The organism is Pseudomonas rhodesiae (genome assembly GCF_007858255.1).
GTDB lineage: Bacteria > Pseudomonadota > Gammaproteobacteria > Pseudomonadales > Pseudomonadaceae > Aquipseudomonas > Aquipseudomonas rhodesiae.
Genome location: NZ_VFEU01000003.1, coordinates 298,904 through 316,095, shown reverse-complemented (window position 1 = coordinate 316,095; position 17,192 = coordinate 298,904). Strand labels below are relative to the sequence as shown.

Sequence of the window (17,192 nt, the reverse complement as noted above, 5' to 3'; positions counted from 1 at the left end):
ATTTTCCCGTTTCTACGGCGCATGCGATGAGCCACGCCGTTTCCCGCCTGCGCACTCAGCGCCTGGCGCGCGCCATCAAACCTTTCGTCAATCGCGGCTCCCGCGCTGAGCGTTGCCCCGGCTGCCGGGTCATCCCCGAATATTGCCTGTGCGCCTGGCGACCCAAGGTCGCAGCCAGGTCCGCCATGTGCCTGTTGATGCATGATGTTGAGCCGATGAAACCCAGCAATACCGGCTGGCTGATCGCCGATGTGATCGATGACACCACGGCGTTCGCGTGGTCGCGTACCGAGGTCGATGCAGGGTTGCTCACCTTGTTAGCCGATCCGCAGTGGCAGCCCTATATCGTGTTTCCCGGCGAGTTCGTGGCGCCGGAGCGTGTCGTCAGTACCGTCACGGTGGCGCAGGGCAAGCGTCCGTTATTCATCCTGCTGGACGGCACCTGGAGCGAGGCGCGCAAGATGTTCCGCAAGAGCCTTTACTTGGAGCATCTGCCGGTGTTGAGCCTGGCGCCTGAGCAACTGTCACGCTACAAACTGCGCCGCTCCAAACGCGATGATCACTCCTGCACCGCCGAAGTTGCGGCCCTGTGCCTGGAGTTGGCTGATGATGGCGCCGCCAGCGAAGTCTTGGACGCCTACCTTGATGTATTCAGTACCCACTACTTGGCGGCCAAATTTCAGCTGCCACTGGACCCGGCGGACCCTGTTCACGCGCGTCTTGCTCCCTATATACCGGCGCTTTAGCCAGACGACGTTTGCATGATGGCACCTTATACCGGCAACCCGCTAAAATACCCACGGGCGTAGTGCTTGACCCCCCAGGCTACGCTGGGCATGCTGGGCGCCGTTTGAGGCGCCTGCATGGATTTTCGACGTTGTTTCACATCGAGCACGCCCTCTGGCGATGGCTGCCTGGCCAACGCCTTGTGTATTGGTGAGCCCTGAACCCATCGGGGCTCCCATAAAAACAGGATCATTTAATCAATGGCCACATACGAAATCCTGATTGCCGACGATCACCCGCTGTTTCGCAGTGCACTGCGCCAAGCGGTGACGCTGGGTCTAGGCCCGGATGTCCGCCTGGTCGAAGTGGCCAGCATTGCTGAGCTGGAAACCCAGCTGACCGACAAAACCGACTGGGATCTTGTGCTGCTCGACCTGAACATGCCGGGCGCATACGGTTTCTCCGGGCTGGTGCTGCTACGCGGACAGTACCCGCAGATTCCGGTGGTGATGGTCTCTGCCCAGGAAGAGGCCGATGTGGTGGTGCGCGCCAAGGAGTTTGGCGCCAGTGGGTTCATTCCCAAATCCAGCTCCATGGAGCAGATTCAAGCTGCGGTGCGTGCTGTTCTGGACGGTGATGTCTCGTGGCCCCCGCAAGCCTCGGAAACCATCAATGTCTCTGCCGAAGCCAAGGCCGCACAGGAAGGTCTCGCCAGTTTGACACCCCAGCAGTTCCGGGTATTGACCATGGTCTGCGAAGGTTTGCTGAATAAGCAAATTGCCTACGAGCTGAAAGTCTCGGAAGCGACCATCAAGGCCCATGTCACGGCGATTTTCCGCAAATTGAACGTGCGTACGCGCACCCAGGCGGCCTTGCTTTTGCAACAGCTTGAGTCAATTACGCAGCATTAAGCCGGTTTCGATTCACGCTTTTTTGACTTCGCGTGATCTAGTTTCCCCACTCCTTTGGTTCAGTTGCCTACATCTATGTCGCCTTTCAAGGGTCAAACCGGTATCAAACGTATCTTCAATGCTGGGGGATATTCCCTGGATGGCCTGCGCGCGGCATTCACCGGGGAGGCGGCGTTCCGGCAGTTGGTGTTGCTCAATGTAATCCTGATCCCGTTGAGCTTTTTTCTGAGCGTCAGCCGCGTCGAGCGTGCCTTGCTGATCGCTGTGTGCCTGCTGGCGCTGATCGTCGAGCTGCTCAATTCGGCGGTGGAAGCGGCGATCGATCGCATCTCTCTGGACCGTCATCCCTTGTCGAAAAACGCCAAGGACATGGGCAGCGCCGCGCAATTCGTGGCCCTGACCATGATCACGCTGGTGTGGGCCGTCATCCTGATCTAAGCCTCAGGCAATGGTCGGCAGCACGATTTCGTCGCTGCGTTGCACGCCGGCCGTGAACGCGCGACAGAGTTCCAGGAACTCGCGCATCGCTGAGGTCTGGTATTTCTGCTTGTGCCAGATGAAGTAGAACTGCCGCATAAGGTCCAGATCCGGCGTCTCCACCGGCACCAGGCTGCCACGACGAAACGCATCGCGCAGCGCCAGCCGTGAGATGCAGCCAATGCCCAGCCCGGACTCCACCGCGCGCTTGATCGCCTCGGTGTGTTCCAGTTCGAGGCGGATATTCAGCGCGCTGCGGTGATGGCGCATGGCTTGGTCAAACGTCAGGCGCGTGCCTGAGCCTTGTTCACGCAGGATCCACGCCTCATGGGTCAACTCGTCCATGCTCGCCATGCCGCGTTTGGCCAGGGGGTGCTGCGGCGCGCAAAACACCACTAGTTCGTCTTCTACCCAAGTCTGCACCTCGATATCCGGGTGGCTGCAGTCGCCTTCGATTAGACCCAGGTCAATTTCGTAATGCGCAACTTGATGCACGATATGCGCAGTGTTTTGCACATGCAGTTTCACCTGACTCTCGGGGTGTTGTTGCATGAAGCTGCCGATCAGCAAGGTCGCCAGGTAGTTGCCGATGGTCAGGGTAGCGCCGACGGCCAGGGAACCGAAGCCGGACTTGCCGTTGAGCAGGTCCTCGATCTCCTTGGCCTGATCCAGCAGCGCCACCGCCTGAGGTAACAGTTGATGGCCGAGAGCGTTGAGGCTCAGGCGTTTACCGGCGCGGTCGAATAATTGGCAGCTGGATTGACGCTCCAGCTCCGTGATCGAGGTGCTGGCGGCGGATTGGGATAAGGCCAGCAGGCCAGCAGCGCGCGAAACGCTTTCCTGCTGGGCGACGGCGACGAAGACTTGCAGTTGACGGAGAGTAAATCGCATATCGATATAACCGATAACCCTTATCTTAATAATTCAGTTAACAGATATTGTCGTCGCCATTAGAATGCGCTGCAATTGCGCGCTTCACATTTAGTGCAGACCCATTTCCAGGAGTCCCCCGTACATGAGCAACATGAACCACGAGCGTGTCCTCAGTGTTCATCACTGGAACGACACTCTGTTCAGCTTCAAGTGCACCCGCGATCCGGGCTTGCGCTTCGAGAACGGTCAGTTCGTGATGATCGGCCTGCAACAGCCCAACGGCCGCCCGCTCATGCGCGCTTACTCCATTGCCAGCCCAAACTGGGAAGAGCATCTGGAGTTCTTCAGCATCAAGGTGCCGGATGGTCCGCTGACCTCCCAATTGCAGCACCTGAAGGAAGGCGACGAAATCATCATCAGCAAGAAACCGACAGGCACCCTGGTGCTTGACGACTTGAAGCCCGGCAAACACCTGTACCTGCTCAGCACCGGCACTGGCCTGGCGCCATTTATGAGCGTGATCCAGGATCCGGAAACCTATGAGCGTTTCGAAAAAGTGATCCTGTGCCACGGCGTGCGCTACGTCAACGAAGTCGCCTACCGCGAGTTCATCACCGAGCACCTGCCGCAGAACGAGTTCTTCGGCGAGGCCGTGCGTGAGAAGCTGATCTACTACCCAACCGTGACCCGCGAGCCCTTCGAAAATCAAGGCCGCCTGACCGACCTGATGCGCAGCGGCAAACTGTTCAGCGATATCGGCCTGCCGCCGATCAATCCAGAGGACGACCGCGCCATGCTGTGCGGCAGCCCAAGCATGCTGGACGAGACCAGCGAAGTGCTCAACAGCTTCGGCCTGAAAGTTTCGCCGCGCATGCGTGAGCCGGGCGACTATCTGATCGAGCGCGCATTCGTCGAGAAGTAACCGCGGTAAAAAAATGTGGGAGGGGGCTTACCCCCTCCCACATTTCGTTTGCGCCTTATTCAGTTAGCGGGCACCACTTCCAATACGCAAATCACCCCAGCTTCGGGATAGTGCCAGCGCACATCCACATCCCAGAAGCGCACCCCGTATTCACGTTCTGGCGCCGGTGTCTGGTAGGCCGGGCGCGGGTCCTGGGCCAAACACTGATCGATCAGCTCAACCAATGGTTCCCCAAGGCGCTGGGCGTGGCCTTGTGCTTGCTGCAGCGCGGTCTTCAGCCACTGCACGGCAATCAACGGCGGCGCAGCGCTGGCGATGTCATTGGTGGCCGTGTCGATGATGTCGGCGTAGGGCACATAGGGCTTGATATCGAGCACGGGGGTGCCATCCAGCAAATCGATCCCGGAAATCCACAAGCGCCCGGGCTCCACCTTGTCCAGTTTCACCACCGACTGGCCGATGCCATTGGGTCGATGGGTTGCGCGGGTGGCAAACACCCCCATGGATGCATTGCCGCCCAGGCGCGGCGGGCGCACCTTCAGGCGTGGCTTGTCTTCCAAGGCTTGATGGAACAGAAACAGCAACCACACATGGCTGACCTGCTCCAAGCCTTGTACCGCCTCGCCCTGATCGAACGGCGCCACCAGTTCCACCACGCCCCGGGCCGCTGGCGCCAGTTGCGGCTGGCGCGGAATGGCGAACTTCTCCTTGAAGCAGGAACGCACGAAGCCCACGGGCGAGACCGGGTAATTCATGGCTTACGCACGCACCCGCAACGTCAGCCCCTTGAGGAAGTTACGCAGCAACTGGTCGCCGCATGGGCGGTAATTGGTGTGGCCGAACTTGCGGAACAGCGCGCTCAGCTCCGGTTTGGACACTGGGAAATCGGCTGACTTGAGAATGGCGTGCATGTCGTCTTCCTTCAGTTCGAAGGCGACGCGCAGCTTCTTGAGGATGATGTTGTTGGTCACCGGGGTTTCGATCGGCTGGGGTGGGCGGCTGTCGTCCTTGCCGCGCTTGAAGATCACCAGGCCATCGAGAAAGTGCGCCATGACCTCGTCCGGGCAGAACACGAAGCCTTCTTCTTCGTCCTTTTTGAGGTAGGTCAGCAGGTCATCCTTGGTGATGTCCATGCCGCCGAGCTTGGTGATCTCAACCATTTTGTTGTCGCTGATGTCGAGCATGTAGCGCACGCTGCGCAATACGTCGTTGTGAATCATGGTGGGCAATCCTGGTCTTCAACGGTGGACAACGCCCAGTGGGGCGCTGTCGAAAAAAGGGAGCGGCTTAGAATTTCTCTTTGCCGGACAGGTAACGCCATTGGCCTACGGGCACCTTGCCGATGGACACACCGCCGATGCGGATTCGGCGAATCGCCACGACTTTCAGGCCGACCGCTTCGCAGAACAATGCGATTACCCCGGGTTGCGGGTTTTTCAGCGCAAAGCGCAGGCGGTTCTCGTTCTGCCAGCTGGCTTTGACGGGCGGCAGTTCCTTGCCTTTGTAGGTCAGGCCATGGTTCAGGCGATTGAGGCCGTGGGCAACCATCTCGCCTTCCACCTCGACCACGTATTCCTGCTCGATCTTGGCGGCATCGGCGGTCAACTTGCGTAGAACCTTCCAATCCTGGGTAAACACCAGCAGGCCGCTGGCCTTGGCTTGCAGGTCGGCGCTGGCGCTCAGGCGCAGGAAGTGGCCCTTGAGCGGGCGCTTGCCGAAGCGATGTTCGTCCGACAGGGTTTCGGCGCTGATCGACGCCATCGCCGTGTCGGCATCCACGCCGGCGGGGGCGTGCAGCAGGATGGTCACGGGCTCCGGCGCGGTGGCCTTGGCTTCGGGGTCGAGTTCGACCTTTTGGGTGGTGACCTTGAACTGCGGTTCGTCGATCACTTCACCGTCCACCGAGACCCAGCCGCCTTCGATAAACAGCTCGGCCTCCCGACGGGAGCAACCGACCAGTTCGATAAGGCGTTTGGAGAGGCGTATGGGGTCAGTCATGACAAGGGCCGTAACAAAAGGGGGCGGCTATTGTACCTGCCTGGCGCCGGTTAATCCCGGCCCCATTTCATTTAGCCCTGACGCGCCTGTGACGGCAACTGGCGCAAACGCATGCGCAGCAACGGATAAGGCTTGCCCAGGCCGTCGTGCTCCGTGCGTCCGATCACCTCGAACCCCTGCTTGAGGTAAAAACCCAGGGCCTGGGGGTTCTGTTCGTTGACTTCCAACTCATCGGCGTTCATGCACTCCACCGCGTAGCGCAGCAACTGTCGGCCCAGGCCTTGGCCACGGTATTGCGGGTCGATGAACAGCATCTCCACTTTGCCCGCCGCGACCCCGGCAAATCCGGTAATGCGCTGGCGTGCGTCTTTGGTGCAGATCAGCATCACGGCATCCAGGTAGCGGGTCAGCACCAGATCCTTGAGTAACATGATGTAGCTGTCCGGCAGGAAGTCGTGGGTGGCGCGCACCGAGGCTTCCCAGATGCGCACCAGCTCCGGGTAATCGCTGCTTTTAGGTGTGTGAATGACCGAATGCTGCCCCATGCCCGCTGCCCCTTGCCGATATCTGCATTGATGGGCCAAACGATAGACCGAAAAAAGCCCCGCATCTTGTCCAGAAGCAGGGCTTTTCCAGTTTTTAACGATCAGGCGCGCTTTTCGGCCCACAGGTCGTATTCGTCGGCGTCGGTTACGGTGCACCAGACCTTGTCGCCTGGCTTCAAGCCGCTGGCGTCGTCGATAAATACGTTACCGTCGATCTCCGGCGCATCGAAGAAGCAACGGCCCACGGCGCCTTGTTCGTCGACTTCGTCGATCAACACTTCGATTTCCTTGCCGATGCGCAGTTGCAGGCGCGCCGAGCTGATGGCCTGCTGATGGGCCATGAAGCGTTCCCAACGGTCCTGCTTGACGTCGTCCGGCACCACGGCTAGGTCCAACAGGTTGGCCGGAGCACCTTCAACCGGCGAGTACTGGAAGCAGCCAACGCGGTCCAACTGGGCTTCGGTCAGCCAGTCCAGCAGGTACTGGAAGTCTTCTTCGGTTTCGCCGGGGAAGCCGACAATAAAGGTGGAGCGGATGATCAGCTCGGGGCAGATCTGGCGCCAGTTTTTGATGCGCGCCAGGGTCTTGTCTTCGAAGGCCGGGCGTTTCATGGCCTTGAGCACTTTCGGGCTGGCGTGCTGGAACGGGATGTCCAGGTACGGCAGGATCTTGCCGGCGGCCATCAGCGGGATCAGCTCGTCCACATGCGGGTACGGGTAAACATAGTGCAGGCGCACCCACACACCCAGGCTGCTGAGGGCTTCGCAGAGTTCGGTCATGCGGGTCTTCACCGGCGCGCCGTTCCAGAAACCGGTGCGGTATTTCACATCGACGCCGTAGGCGCTGGTGTCCTGGGAGATCACCAGCAGCTCTTTCACGCCGGATTTGACCAGGCGCTGGGCCTCGTCGAGCACGTCACCCACCGGGCGGCTCACCAGCTTGCCGCGCATCGACGGGATGATGCAGAAGCTGCAGCTGTGGTTGCAGCCTTCGGAAATCTTCAGGTAGGCGTAGTGGCGCGGGGTCAGCTTGATGCCTTGCGGCGGTACCAGGTCGATCAGCGGGTTGTGATCCTGACGTGGCGGCACCACCTCGTGCACGGCGTTAACCACTTGCTCATATTGCTGCGGACCGGTCACCGCTAGGACGCTGGGGTGCACGTCGCGAATATTGCCTTCTTCCACGCCCATGCAGCCGGTCACGATGACCTTGCCGTTTTCCTTGATGGCTTCGCCGATCACTTCCAGCGACTCCGCCTTGGCCGAGTCGATAAAGCCACAGGTATTGACCACCACCACGTCCGCGTCCTGATAAGTGGACACCACGTCATAACCTTCCATGCGCAGTTGGGTCAGGATGCGCTCGGAATCGACCAGGGCCTTGGGGCAACCCAGGGATACAAAGCCGACCTTGGGGTTGGCCGTTGCGGGAGTGGTGGACATGTCTAACCTCGGTATTGAATGACGCCGCCGCCGTGAAGGGCAGGGCAGCGGACGGGCGCTGGGCGCGCCTCTGATCAAAAAGTGCGCAATTCTAGCGATGGGCAACGCACTTGACCAGCTTTATGCAGGGAAATACGACGAGCGCTGCGCTATGCTTCGCGCCGTTGCGCATGGGTAAAACCCGTGGGTCAATAAAACGTCTGTTACGAGAAGTAAAACAGCGCATGCTAGGGTTCGCTTAGACGCGCTGTTTATATAAGACCTCAGGTCAAAGGGCAGGAGTGGTTGATGGGTCAGGCAAGCAGTCAGGCAACAGGTGCCGAGCATTCAAACGCCAAGCCGATTGGCATGCTGGTGGCGGCGGTTGGGGTGGTGTATGGCGATATCGGTACCAGCCCGCTCTATACCCTCAAAGAGGTGTTCAACGGCGGTTATGGGGTTCAGGTCAACCACGATGGCGTGCTGGGGATTCTGGCGCTGATTTTCTGGTCGCTGATCTGGGTCGTGTCGATCAAGTACATGCTGTTCGTACTTCGTGCCGACAACCAGGGCGAAGGCGGCATCATGGCCCTTACCGCGCTGGCGCGGCGGGCGGCGGGGGAGCGCAGGAAGCTGCGCAGTTTCCTGGTGGTGTGTGGTCTTTGCGGGGCGGCATTGTTCTATGGCGATAGCATGATCACCCCGGCAATTTCCGTATTGTCGGCCGTGGAAGGTCTGGAACTGGCGTTCGATGGCCTGGAAAAATGGGTAGTACCGATTGCCCTGGTGGTGTTGGTAGCGTTGTTTCTGATCCAGAAGCACGGCACCGACCATATCGGCAAACTGTTCGGGCCAGTGATGGTGACCTGGTTTCTGGTGCTGGGCGGCCTTGGTGTGTACGGCATTACCCTGCACCCCGAGGTACTCCATGCCCTGAACCCGATCTGGGCCGTGCGCTTCTTCGAGGCCCACCCTGGCATTGGCGTGGCGATCCTTGGCGCGGTGGTGCTGGCGTTGACCGGTGCCGAAGCGTTGTACGCCGACATGGGCCACTTCGGCCGCAAGCCGATTGCCCGTGCGTGGTTCATGCTGGTGCTGCCGGCACTGGTGCTTAACTACTTCGGTCAGGGCGCGATGCTATTGGGCGACCCCGAAGCCGCGCGCAACCCGTTCTACTTGCTGGCACCGAGTTGGGCACTGATCCCGCTGGTGGTATTGTCCACCCTGGCCACGGTAATTGCGTCCCAGGCAGTGATTTCCGGTGCGTTTTCCTTGACGCGCCAAGCGATCCAGCTTGGTTACATCCCGCGCATGCACATCCAACACACCTCCAGTGCCGAGCAGGGCCAGATCTACATTGGCGCGGTGAACTGGTCGCTTATGGTCGGCGTGATTCTGCTGGTACTGGGCTTCGAATCCTCCAATGCCTTGGCCTCGGCCTACGGCGTGGCTGTAACCGGCACCATGCTGATGACCACTATCCTGGTGTCGGCGGTCATGCTGCTACTGTGGAAATGGCCGCCGGTGCTGGCTGTGCCGGTGCTGGTCTGTTGCCTGTTGGTCGACGGTCTGTACTTCGCCGCCAACGTGCCGAAGATCATCCAGGGCGGGGCCTTCCCGGTACTGGCGGGGATCGTGCTGTTCGTACTGATGACGACGTGGAAACGCGGCAAGCAATTGCTGGTGGACCGCCTCGACGAAGGCGGCCTGCCGTTGCCGATCTTTATCAGCAGTATCCGCGTACAGCCGCCCCACCGGGTGCAGGGCACGGCGGTGTTTCTCACCGCGCGGCCCGACGCTGTGCCCCATGCGCTGTTGCACAACCTGCTGCACAACCAGGTGCTGCATGAGCAAGTGGTGCTGCTGACCGTGGTGTACGAAGACATCCCACGGGTGCCAGCCACCCGGCGGTTCGAGGTGGACTCCTACGGTGAAGGTTTCTTCCGGGTCATCCTGCACTTCGGTTTCACCGACGAGCCGGACGTGCCCGAAGCGCTGAAGTTGTGCCATCTGGACGATCTGGATTTCAGCCCGATGCGCACTACCTACTTCCTCAGCCGTGAAACGGTGATCGCCTCACGCCTCAACGGCATGGCGCGCTGGCGCGAAGGGTTGTTCGCGTTCATGTTGAAAAACGCCAACGGTAACCTGCGCTTCTTCAAACTCCCGGTAAACCGGGTGATTGAACTGGGCACCCAGGTCGAAATGTAAGCACACACTGTACGGGAGCCGGCAATCGGCTCCCGCTTTGCGCTGAACCCTGTGCAATCGCGCGTTGTCGACTAGGCTCTAAGCACGGTTTGAATAGTGCCCACAGAACCCAGAAGAGGTGCGCCATGAGTCAGCTGCTCGAATCCTATACCCTGCGCCAATTGACCCTGCCCAATCGCATCGCCGTATCGCCGATGTGCCAGTACTCCAGTGTCGATGGCCTGGCCAACGACTGGCACCTGGTGCACCTCGGCAGCCGTGCCGTGGGCGGCGCCGGCCTGATCTTCACCGAAGCCACCGCCGTGACCGCCGATGGCCGTATCACCGCCCAGGACCTGGGGCTGTGGAACGATCAACAGATCGAGCCGCTGCAACGCATTACGCGCTTTATTGCGGCCCAAGGGGCGGTGGCCGGTATTCAACTGGCCCATGCCGGGCGCAAGGCCAGCACCCACCGCCCATGGCTCGGCAAGCATGGCAGCGTCAAGCCCGAAGACGGCGGCTGGGTGCCGGTCGGCCCTTCGCCGATTGCCTTCGACCCTCTGCACACCCAACCCAAACAGCTGGATGAGGCACAGATCCAGCAGGTGGTTGCCGACTTCGTCGCGGCCGCCAAACGCGCCTTGACCGCCGGTTTCAAGGTGGTGGAGATCCACGCGGCCCATGGCTATCTGCTGCACCAGTTTCTGTCGCCACTGAGCAATCAACGTCAGGACCAGTACGGGGGCTCGTTCCAGAATCGCATTCGATTGGTGTTGCAAGTGACCGAAGCCGTGCGCGACGTCTGGCCTCAAGAACTGCCACTGTTCGTGCGCGTATCTGCCACCGACTGGGTGGAAGACGGCTGGAACCCGGATGAAACCGTGGAACTGGCGCGCCGCCTCAAAGCAATCGGGGTGGATTTGATCGACGTCTCGTCCGGCGGCACCGCCGCCAACGCCGAGATCCCCACCGGCCCGGGTTACCAGACCCGTTTCGCCGAGCGGGTGCGCAAAGAGTCAGAAATCGCCACCGGCACCGTCGGCATGATCACCGAGCCGGCGCAGGCCGAGCACATCCTGCGTACCTGTCAGGCCGACATCATCTTCCTGGCCCGTGAACTGCTGCGCGATCCGTACTGGCCGTTGCATGCCGACGACGACCTGGGTGGGCGCAAGGCGATCTGGCCGGCGCAGTATCAGCGGGCGACCCATCGCGATCAGCCGATCCATGAGTCCGACTTGAGGGATTAGCCGTCGCGACAATAAGAAACCCACCCTGATCCGGTGGGTTTTTTATTGCCCTGAGTATGGGAAATACCTGTAGGTCTTTGTTACCGAAGAAATTTTTTAAGTGAATGCTCTAAAAAAATCCCACGCGTCATCAGAATGTTTCTACGCTTACGGTAAGCCTGATTTCTGGCCCAGGAAATCAGGCGGCTTGCCCACTGAGGCATTGCGCTTCACGGGACGCAGGTGATGGGCGCCAGGAGTATTTGATTGTTATCAGGAGAAGCAGTCCATGGCCAAGTCCTATGGTGTAGCGGGTATGGTGGCGTCATTTCTGACCCGCAGGGTGGCGTTGCGAGGTCGAAGGCTGAGTTCGGATGAAGAGGCGTTGTTGGCGCAGTACCGCGCCCTGACCGAGGACGACCAGGTGGCGATGCGGTACTTGATTGGAGCGATGAAAAGCGTGTCGCGATTCTGAATCGCGGTTCAATCATGGGGGAGCGAACGCTCCCCCATGGTGCATCAGGTGTACTTGCGCTGGTCCGGTGCCGGCGGGAAGTACTGATACAACCAGGTTTCGCTCAAGGTGCGGTCCTGGGTGCGGATAAACAAACGCAGCTCCACCGGTTCCACGCTGTCGCTGGTCGGGTACCAGTCGAACAGAATGCGGTAGCCCTTGATGTTATCCAGTACCAGCACGCTGAAGTCCTTCACCTCGCCGTGGGAACAGGTCACCACCGGTTCGATCCCGGTGCCCTCCGGCAAGCGGTCCAGGCCGCCCCCCTTGAAGTCCACCGCGAAGCGGCGCGCCCACACCGGCGGGTAATGCTCGCCCGGTGCCCAGCCTTCGGTAAAACCGCCCATGCCGGAACGGGTAGCATCCACTTGCGCCAACGGCGTGCTTACCGGCGGCAAGGCGCTCCAGTACAACTTATAGCCGTAGTTGAGCGAATCGCCGGCGGCCACGGGTTTCTTCGGGGTCCAGAAGGCCACGATGTTGTCCAGGGTTTCGCCGGTAGTGGGGATTTCAAGGAGGTCGATGGAGCCTTCGCCCCAAGCGGTGGTTGGCTCCACCCACAGGCTTGGGCGTTTGCTGTACCAGTCCACGGTGTCCTGATAACTGGCGAATTCGTGGTCGGTCTGCACCAGCCCGAAGCCTTTCGGGTCGGTGTCGGCGAACGCATTGAATTGCAGCTTGGCTGGGTTATTCAGCGGGCGGCAGACCCACTCGCCATTGCCGCGCCACATGGCCAGGCGGTCCGAGTCGTGGATCTGCGGGTGGATGGTGTCGCACATGCGGCGCTCGTGGGTGCCGCAGCTGAACATGCTGGTCATCGGTGCGATGCCCAATTGTTCGATGGCCGTGCGCGCATTGATATGCGCGTCGATGGCCATCACCACTTGGTTGGCCTGGCAGTCGATATCGAAGCGGTAGGCACCAGTGGCGCTCGGCGAGTCGAGCAGGGCATAGACCACGAAGCGGGTAGCGTTCTTATCCGGGGTTTCGAACCAGAACTGCGTGAAATCTGGGAATTCTTCGCGTTTTTTCGCGTAGGTGTCGATCGCCAGGCCACGCGCGGACAGGCCGTACTGGCCAGTGGAATCCACCGCGCGGAAATAGCTGGCGCCGAGAAACGACAGCACATCATGACGGTCCAGCTCCGGCGCCTTGAACAGTTTGAAACCGGAGAAACCCAGGTCGCCGGTCAGTTGCTTGGTATCGACCGTAGTTTTTTCATAGTTGAACAGCGAAGGGCGGAAATGCACCTCACGGGCTTCGCGGGTCTTAGGGTCGACGCTGTGCATGCGCACCGGCGTCTTGAAGCCCATGCCGACGTGGAAGAACTGCACGTCCAATTGGCCGTTCAGCTCTTTCCACAGCGAATGGTTGCGGTCGTAGCCGATGGCGTTGAAGTTCTGCGGGGTCATGCTCGCCAGGGTCGGCGGCAGCACCTGTTTGGTGTCTTTGTAGGCGGTTGCGGCCAGTTGTTTGGCCTGGGCCTTGAGCGATTCGAAGTCGAACGCCACGGCTTTCCCATCGGCGGCGCGGTTCCCGGCCCATGCTTGGGCGGCGAACAGGCCACTGGCCGACAGACCGGTATAAGCCGCAATGGCCATGGACGCTTTGAGCAAATTCCTACGATGCATAGAGACAACCTGTCGTGAGCAAATCCCGCGCCGTTCCTGGCACGTGCTGGATCAGAAAGTACGGTTCGGACATGCCTTCGGCCAAACGCAACGAACATTAAACAGACGCCGGATAGCTTAAGCGGTTCGATGGTGTAGGAAAAATGATTGATGGCGGGGTGATGGCATTGCAAGTGCGACAAGACATTTCCGGGGCTGTGGGGCAACCACATTACTCACGAATTATGAACAACCAATGTGGGAGGGGGCTTGCTCCCGATAGCGGTGCATCAGCCGACTATTCAGTGCTGACCCACTGCTATCGGGGGCAAGCCCCCTCCCACAAAGAGTTTTGTATTGCCTGTCAGAGGTGTGTTTCAGGCCACTTCGCCCACGGCTCGGTACGCCTCGTCGATCGCCGCATGCGCGTACGCACTCCAGGCCGCATCCGAGTTGGCGATGCTCACATGGCCCAGGGGTTTGCGCGCCAGGTTCATCAGCGCTTCACTTTCGTCGGCGTCATCGAACAGGCTGTTGGAAAAATACGCATAGCCATGGGACCAGCGATTCACGGTGATCGCCAGGATATCCGTCTCATGGTTGAACCCGCCCGGGCCGAGCATGCGTTGCAGTTGGTCACGTAATTGCGCTTCCAGTTGCTCGAATGTCTGCCCATACAACCGGCCGCGTCCGGCGCGGGCCTGGTCGCGGGCGTTCATGCCGCTGTTGGGGCTGGTGGGCACGTAGACCATGTGCAAGCCGATGGGCTGCGTCGGGTCGCGCGGGTGGTCGTAGCCGCCCATGCTCACCGGGTAGTCCAGCTTGATGCGGCTGTAAGGCTGGGTAGCTGCGTAGATTTCATGCACGCCCAACTGCTGAAACGCCTGCCAGTTACGAATCACCACCTTGGTGTACACCAAGGGGAATTTCACGTTCTGGCTCAACGCATGGGCCTGGTCCGCGGGCAGGCCCTTGAGCAGGTACGGAATCATCATGTTGTAGCAGGCCAGGATGCAGCGTTTGCCGCGTACTTGTGCGAGTTGGCCGCCTCGGCTGTAGCCGATATGCACGCCGTCGCCGACATTGCGCACACTCACCGCCGTGCTGTTCAAGCGCAGGCGCACCGGCGCCTTGGGTTGGTCGAGCCTGGCATAGTCGAAGGGCGCCAGCACGATATCGTCCATGGTGTGCCCCGGCGCCACCCCAGGAATCAGGCTGCGCACCAAGAGGCGCGCCAGCGACGCGTTGCCGTCCGGGAAGTGGTAGATGTAGGGCTCTTCCATTTCTGCCGCAGCTTCTTCACTGATCGGCGCCAGGTTCATCCCCGCGAAGCCTGGGAAACCGACGTTATAGGCGTCGGACGCAGCCACGGCATCAATGCTCAAGGCCATAAAGTCATTGGTGCGGCTCTGGAAGTATTTCACCGCACCTTCCGACAACCCCACGTTCTTGAGCAGGAAGTCCCGGTAGCTGGTGGCCGCCAGATAATCGGCCTTTTCCTCGGCCGTTTTGCCCGGCAAGTAGTCCTTGGGCGCAGTGTGCAGTTCGATCAACGCCTGGCGGTCCGCAGGCGGCAGTGGGAAGTCATTGATAAAGTCTTTCAGGGCGCGCCCATGCAACTGGCCCGGGGCGATATCGTCGGCCACCATCGGCGTCGGGTCGCCGGTCACCAGTTTGTCTTCGCCGAAGTTTTCCTTGTCGAAAAATACCCCGCGCGACAGCCCCAGGCTGGGGTAGAACGGGCGGTCGAAGGCGGTTTCGAAGCGTTTGATATTCACCCCGAGCTTTTTCAACAAACCGTTCACTTGCTCGCTGAACAGGTGGGTGGGCGACTGGAAGGCCTCGCTGCCGCCATAGCCGATGATCATGCGGCCGCCGGCCTGGAACTCATTGCGTTTGGCATGGCCGCCGAAATCGTCGTGGTTTTCCAGGATCAGGATTTTCGCCTTGGGGTGCTTCTCACGGTAGAACCACGCCGCCGCCAGACCGCTCAGGCCACCGCCGACCACCACCAGGTCATAGTCCTCGGTGATCGGCAAGGTATCGGTGTCGAAGACCTTCTTTTCCCAGCCCATCTGATGCGCCACTTCGAACGAACCGACATGACTGCCGCGCAGGCCGGTGAGGGCGGGCGGGTAATAGCGACCGTCGGGGGCGGCCTGGAGAATCTGCAGCGGCGTGATGCCGGCAGCAACGGTGATGGCGACGCCGTTGAGGAAGTCGCGGCGGGTGATGTCCATGGGGGATCCTGAAAATTATTGTTATAAGCCCCCCTGCAAGCGCCTGCTTGCAGGGGGGCGGCGAATCAATGCTTGAACATCACATGCCGGACCGTGGTGTAGTCCTCCAGCCCATACATGGACATGTCTTTGCCATACCCCGACAGTTTCTGACCGCCGTGGGGCATTTCGCTGACGAGCATGAAATGGGTGTTCACCCAGGTGCAGCCGTATTGCAAGCGCGCGGCCAGGCGATGGGCGCGTCCTACGTCGGCCGTCCACACGGATGACGCGAGGCCGTAGTCCGAATCATTGGCCCAACCCAGCACCTGGGCTTCATCCGAGAATTTGGTAACCGACACCACCGGCCCGAACACCTCGCGGCGCACGATTTCGTCGTCTTGCTGGGCGTCGGCCAGCACGGTCGGTTCAAAGAAGAACCCGTTGCCTTCTACGGCCTTGCCGCCGGTGATCAGACGGATATGCGATTGCGCCACGGCACGTTCGACAAACCCGGCCACGCGGTCGCGATGTTGCGCGGTGATCAATGGCCCCAGCTCGGTGCTCGGGTCATCCTGCAAACCGTACTTGATGCTGGCAACCGCCGCGCCGAGTTTCTCGACAAAGGCGTCGTAGATGTCCGCCTGGGCATAGATACGGCACGCCGCCGTGCAGTCCTGGCCGGCGTTGTAGAAACCGAAGGTGCGGATGCCTTCCACGGCGGCGTCGATGTCCGCGTCGTTGAAGATAATCACCGGTGCCTTGCCGCCCAGCTCCATGTGCATTCGCTTCACGCTGTCGGCGGTGTTGGCGATGATGTTCGCGCCGGTGGCGATGGAACCGGTCAGCGACACCATGCGCACTTTCGGATGCTGCACCAGCGGGCTGCCTACGGTCGGGCCGCGGCCAAACACCAGGTTGAGCACGCCGACCGGGAAGATTTCCGACGCCAGTTCCACCATGCGCAATGCCGTCAGTGGGGTTTGTTCCGACGGTTTGAGCACCACGGTATTACCGGCGGCCAGGGCCGGGGCGATTTTCCAGGCGACCATCATCAGCGGGTAGTTCCACGGTGCGATGGACGCGATCACGCCCACCGGATCGCGGCGGATCATTGAGGTATGGCCGGGCAAGTACTCGCCGCCGGCCGAACCGCTCATGCAGCGACTGGCACCGGCAAAAAAGCGGAACACGTCGGCAATCGCCGGGATCTCGTCGTTCAGCGCCGCGCTGTAGGGTTTGCCGCAGTTGTCCGACTCCAGCTTGGCCAGTTCTTCACCGTGGGCTTCGATGGCGTCCGCCAATTTGAGCAGCAACAGCGAGCGGTCCTTGGGCGCGGTTTGCGACCAGCTTTCGAACGCGGCATCGGCGGCGCGCACGGCGGCGTCGACCTGGGCTTCGCTGGCTTCGTTGATTTCCACCAGCACACGGCCCAGGGCCGGGTTGAACACCGCTTGTGCCGGGCCTTCGCCTACGACCAAGTGGCCGTTGATCAAGAGTTTGGTTTGCATGGTTCAATCCTCTTCAACACTGTTGTTATTCCATTGAAGGAAC

16 protein-coding genes are annotated in these 17,192 nt (G+C 60.5%); 7 read left to right on the top strand and 9 right to left on the bottom strand.

Annotated features, from left to right (window positions below; translation table 11 throughout):
* Nucleotides 1-26: 26 nt before the first annotated feature.
* The 3 genes from FIV35_RS06190 (at nt 27) to FIV35_RS06180 (ending at nt 2,075) form a co-directional block, all read left to right on the top strand.
* Complete coding sequence (locus tag FIV35_RS06190; RefSeq protein WP_034137196.1) at nt 27-746, top strand: tRNA-uridine aminocarboxypropyltransferase; 720 nt, start codon at nt 27-29, stop codon at nt 744-746.
* Nucleotides 747-986: 240 nt separating this feature from the next.
* The gene (erdR, locus tag FIV35_RS06185; RefSeq protein WP_034137197.1) at nt 987-1,637 is read left to right on the top strand and encodes a response regulator transcription factor ErdR; all 651 of its coding nucleotides are present in this window, start codon (nt 987-989) and stop codon (nt 1,635-1,637) included.
* A 75-nt stretch (nt 1,638-1,712) separates the two neighbouring features.
* Nucleotides 1,713-2,075 carry a diacylglycerol kinase gene (locus FIV35_RS06180; protein WP_034096172.1) on the top strand — a complete coding sequence of 121 codons (363 nt, stop codon included), beginning with the start codon at nt 1,713-1,715 and terminating at the stop codon, nt 2,073-2,075.
* A 3-nt stretch (nt 2,076-2,078) separates the two neighbouring features.
* On the opposite strand, the gene FIV35_RS06175 is transcribed toward FIV35_RS06180, so the two are convergent.
* Entirely contained in the window at nt 2,079-3,005 is a 927-nt protein-coding gene (locus tag FIV35_RS06175; protein ID WP_034137198.1) for a LysR family transcriptional regulator, read from the bottom strand.
* A gap of 124 nt (nt 3,006-3,129) precedes the next feature.
* Between FIV35_RS06175 and fpr the strand changes: the two genes are divergently transcribed.
* Nucleotides 3,130-3,909 (top strand): ferredoxin-NADP reductase, encoded by a 780-nt coding sequence (gene fpr, locus FIV35_RS06170; protein ID WP_034096174.1) that lies wholly within the window; start codon nt 3,130-3,132, stop codon nt 3,907-3,909.
* 59 nt (nt 3,910-3,968) lie between these two features.
* Here fpr and tsaA read toward each other — a convergent pair whose 3' ends face one another.
* From tsaA to rimO, 5 genes are all read right to left on the bottom strand, one after another.
* On the bottom strand, nt 3,969-4,664 hold the full coding sequence (gene tsaA / locus FIV35_RS06165) for a tRNA (N6-threonylcarbamoyladenosine(37)-N6)-methyltransferase TrmO (RefSeq protein ID WP_034137199.1): 696 nt from the start codon (nt 4,662-4,664) through the stop codon (nt 3,969-3,971).
* Between the two features lie 3 nt (nt 4,665-4,667).
* Nucleotides 4,668-5,129: a YehS family protein gene (locus FIV35_RS06160; RefSeq protein ID WP_034137200.1), complete on the bottom strand. Its 462-nt coding sequence runs from the start codon at nt 5,127-5,129 to the stop codon at nt 4,668-4,670.
* A 67-nt stretch (nt 5,130-5,196) separates the two neighbouring features.
* On the bottom strand, nt 5,197-5,907 hold the full coding sequence (locus FIV35_RS06155) for an rRNA pseudouridine synthase (protein ID WP_034137201.1): 711 nt from the start codon (nt 5,905-5,907) through the stop codon (nt 5,197-5,199).
* Nucleotides 5,908-5,978: 71 nt separating this feature from the next.
* Nucleotides 5,979-6,452: a GNAT family N-acetyltransferase gene (locus FIV35_RS06150; protein WP_034137202.1), complete on the bottom strand. Its 474-nt coding sequence runs from the start codon at nt 6,450-6,452 to the stop codon at nt 5,979-5,981.
* A 101-nt stretch (nt 6,453-6,553) separates the two neighbouring features.
* Nucleotides 6,554-7,894, bottom strand: coding sequence for a 30S ribosomal protein S12 methylthiotransferase RimO (rimO, locus tag FIV35_RS06145; RefSeq protein WP_034096179.1), 1,341 nt, complete (start codon nt 7,892-7,894; stop codon nt 6,554-6,556).
* A 288-nt stretch (nt 7,895-8,182) separates the two neighbouring features.
* Between rimO and FIV35_RS06135 the strand changes: the two genes are divergently transcribed.
* The 3 genes from FIV35_RS06135 (at nt 8,183) to FIV35_RS06125 (ending at nt 11,770) form a co-directional block, all read left to right on the top strand.
* Nucleotides 8,183-10,084 carry a potassium transporter Kup gene (locus FIV35_RS06135; RefSeq protein ID WP_034137203.1) on the top strand — a complete coding sequence of 634 codons (1,902 nt, stop codon included), beginning with the start codon at nt 8,183-8,185 and terminating at the stop codon, nt 10,082-10,084.
* A 125-nt stretch (nt 10,085-10,209) separates the two neighbouring features.
* The gene (locus FIV35_RS06130) at nt 10,210-11,316 is read left to right on the top strand and encodes an NADH:flavin oxidoreductase/NADH oxidase (RefSeq protein ID WP_034112079.1); all 1,107 of its coding nucleotides are present in this window, start codon (nt 10,210-10,212) and stop codon (nt 11,314-11,316) included.
* Nucleotides 11,317-11,584: 268 nt separating this feature from the next.
* Nucleotides 11,585-11,770, top strand: coding sequence for a hypothetical protein (locus FIV35_RS06125; RefSeq protein WP_034096182.1), 186 nt, complete (start codon nt 11,585-11,587; stop codon nt 11,768-11,770).
* A gap of 44 nt (nt 11,771-11,814) precedes the next feature.
* Here FIV35_RS06125 and FIV35_RS06120 read toward each other — a convergent pair whose 3' ends face one another.
* The 3 genes from FIV35_RS06120 to FIV35_RS06110 all read right to left on the bottom strand — a co-directional run bounded on the left by FIV35_RS06120 (nt 11,815) and on the right by FIV35_RS06110 (nt 17,149).
* Nucleotides 11,815-13,440 (bottom strand): glucan biosynthesis protein D, encoded by a 1,626-nt coding sequence (locus tag FIV35_RS06120; protein ID WP_034137204.1) that lies wholly within the window; start codon nt 13,438-13,440, stop codon nt 11,815-11,817.
* 356 nt (nt 13,441-13,796) lie between these two features.
* Nucleotides 13,797-15,659, bottom strand: a complete 1,863-nt coding sequence (locus FIV35_RS06115) for an NAD(P)-binding protein (protein WP_034137205.1) — start codon at nt 15,657-15,659, stop codon at nt 13,797-13,799.
* Nucleotides 15,660-15,724: 65 nt separating this feature from the next.
* On the bottom strand, nt 15,725-17,149 hold the full coding sequence (locus tag FIV35_RS06110; RefSeq protein ID WP_034137206.1) for a gamma-aminobutyraldehyde dehydrogenase: 1,425 nt from the start codon (nt 17,147-17,149) through the stop codon (nt 15,725-15,727).
* Nucleotides 17,150-17,192 lie beyond the last annotated feature (43 nt).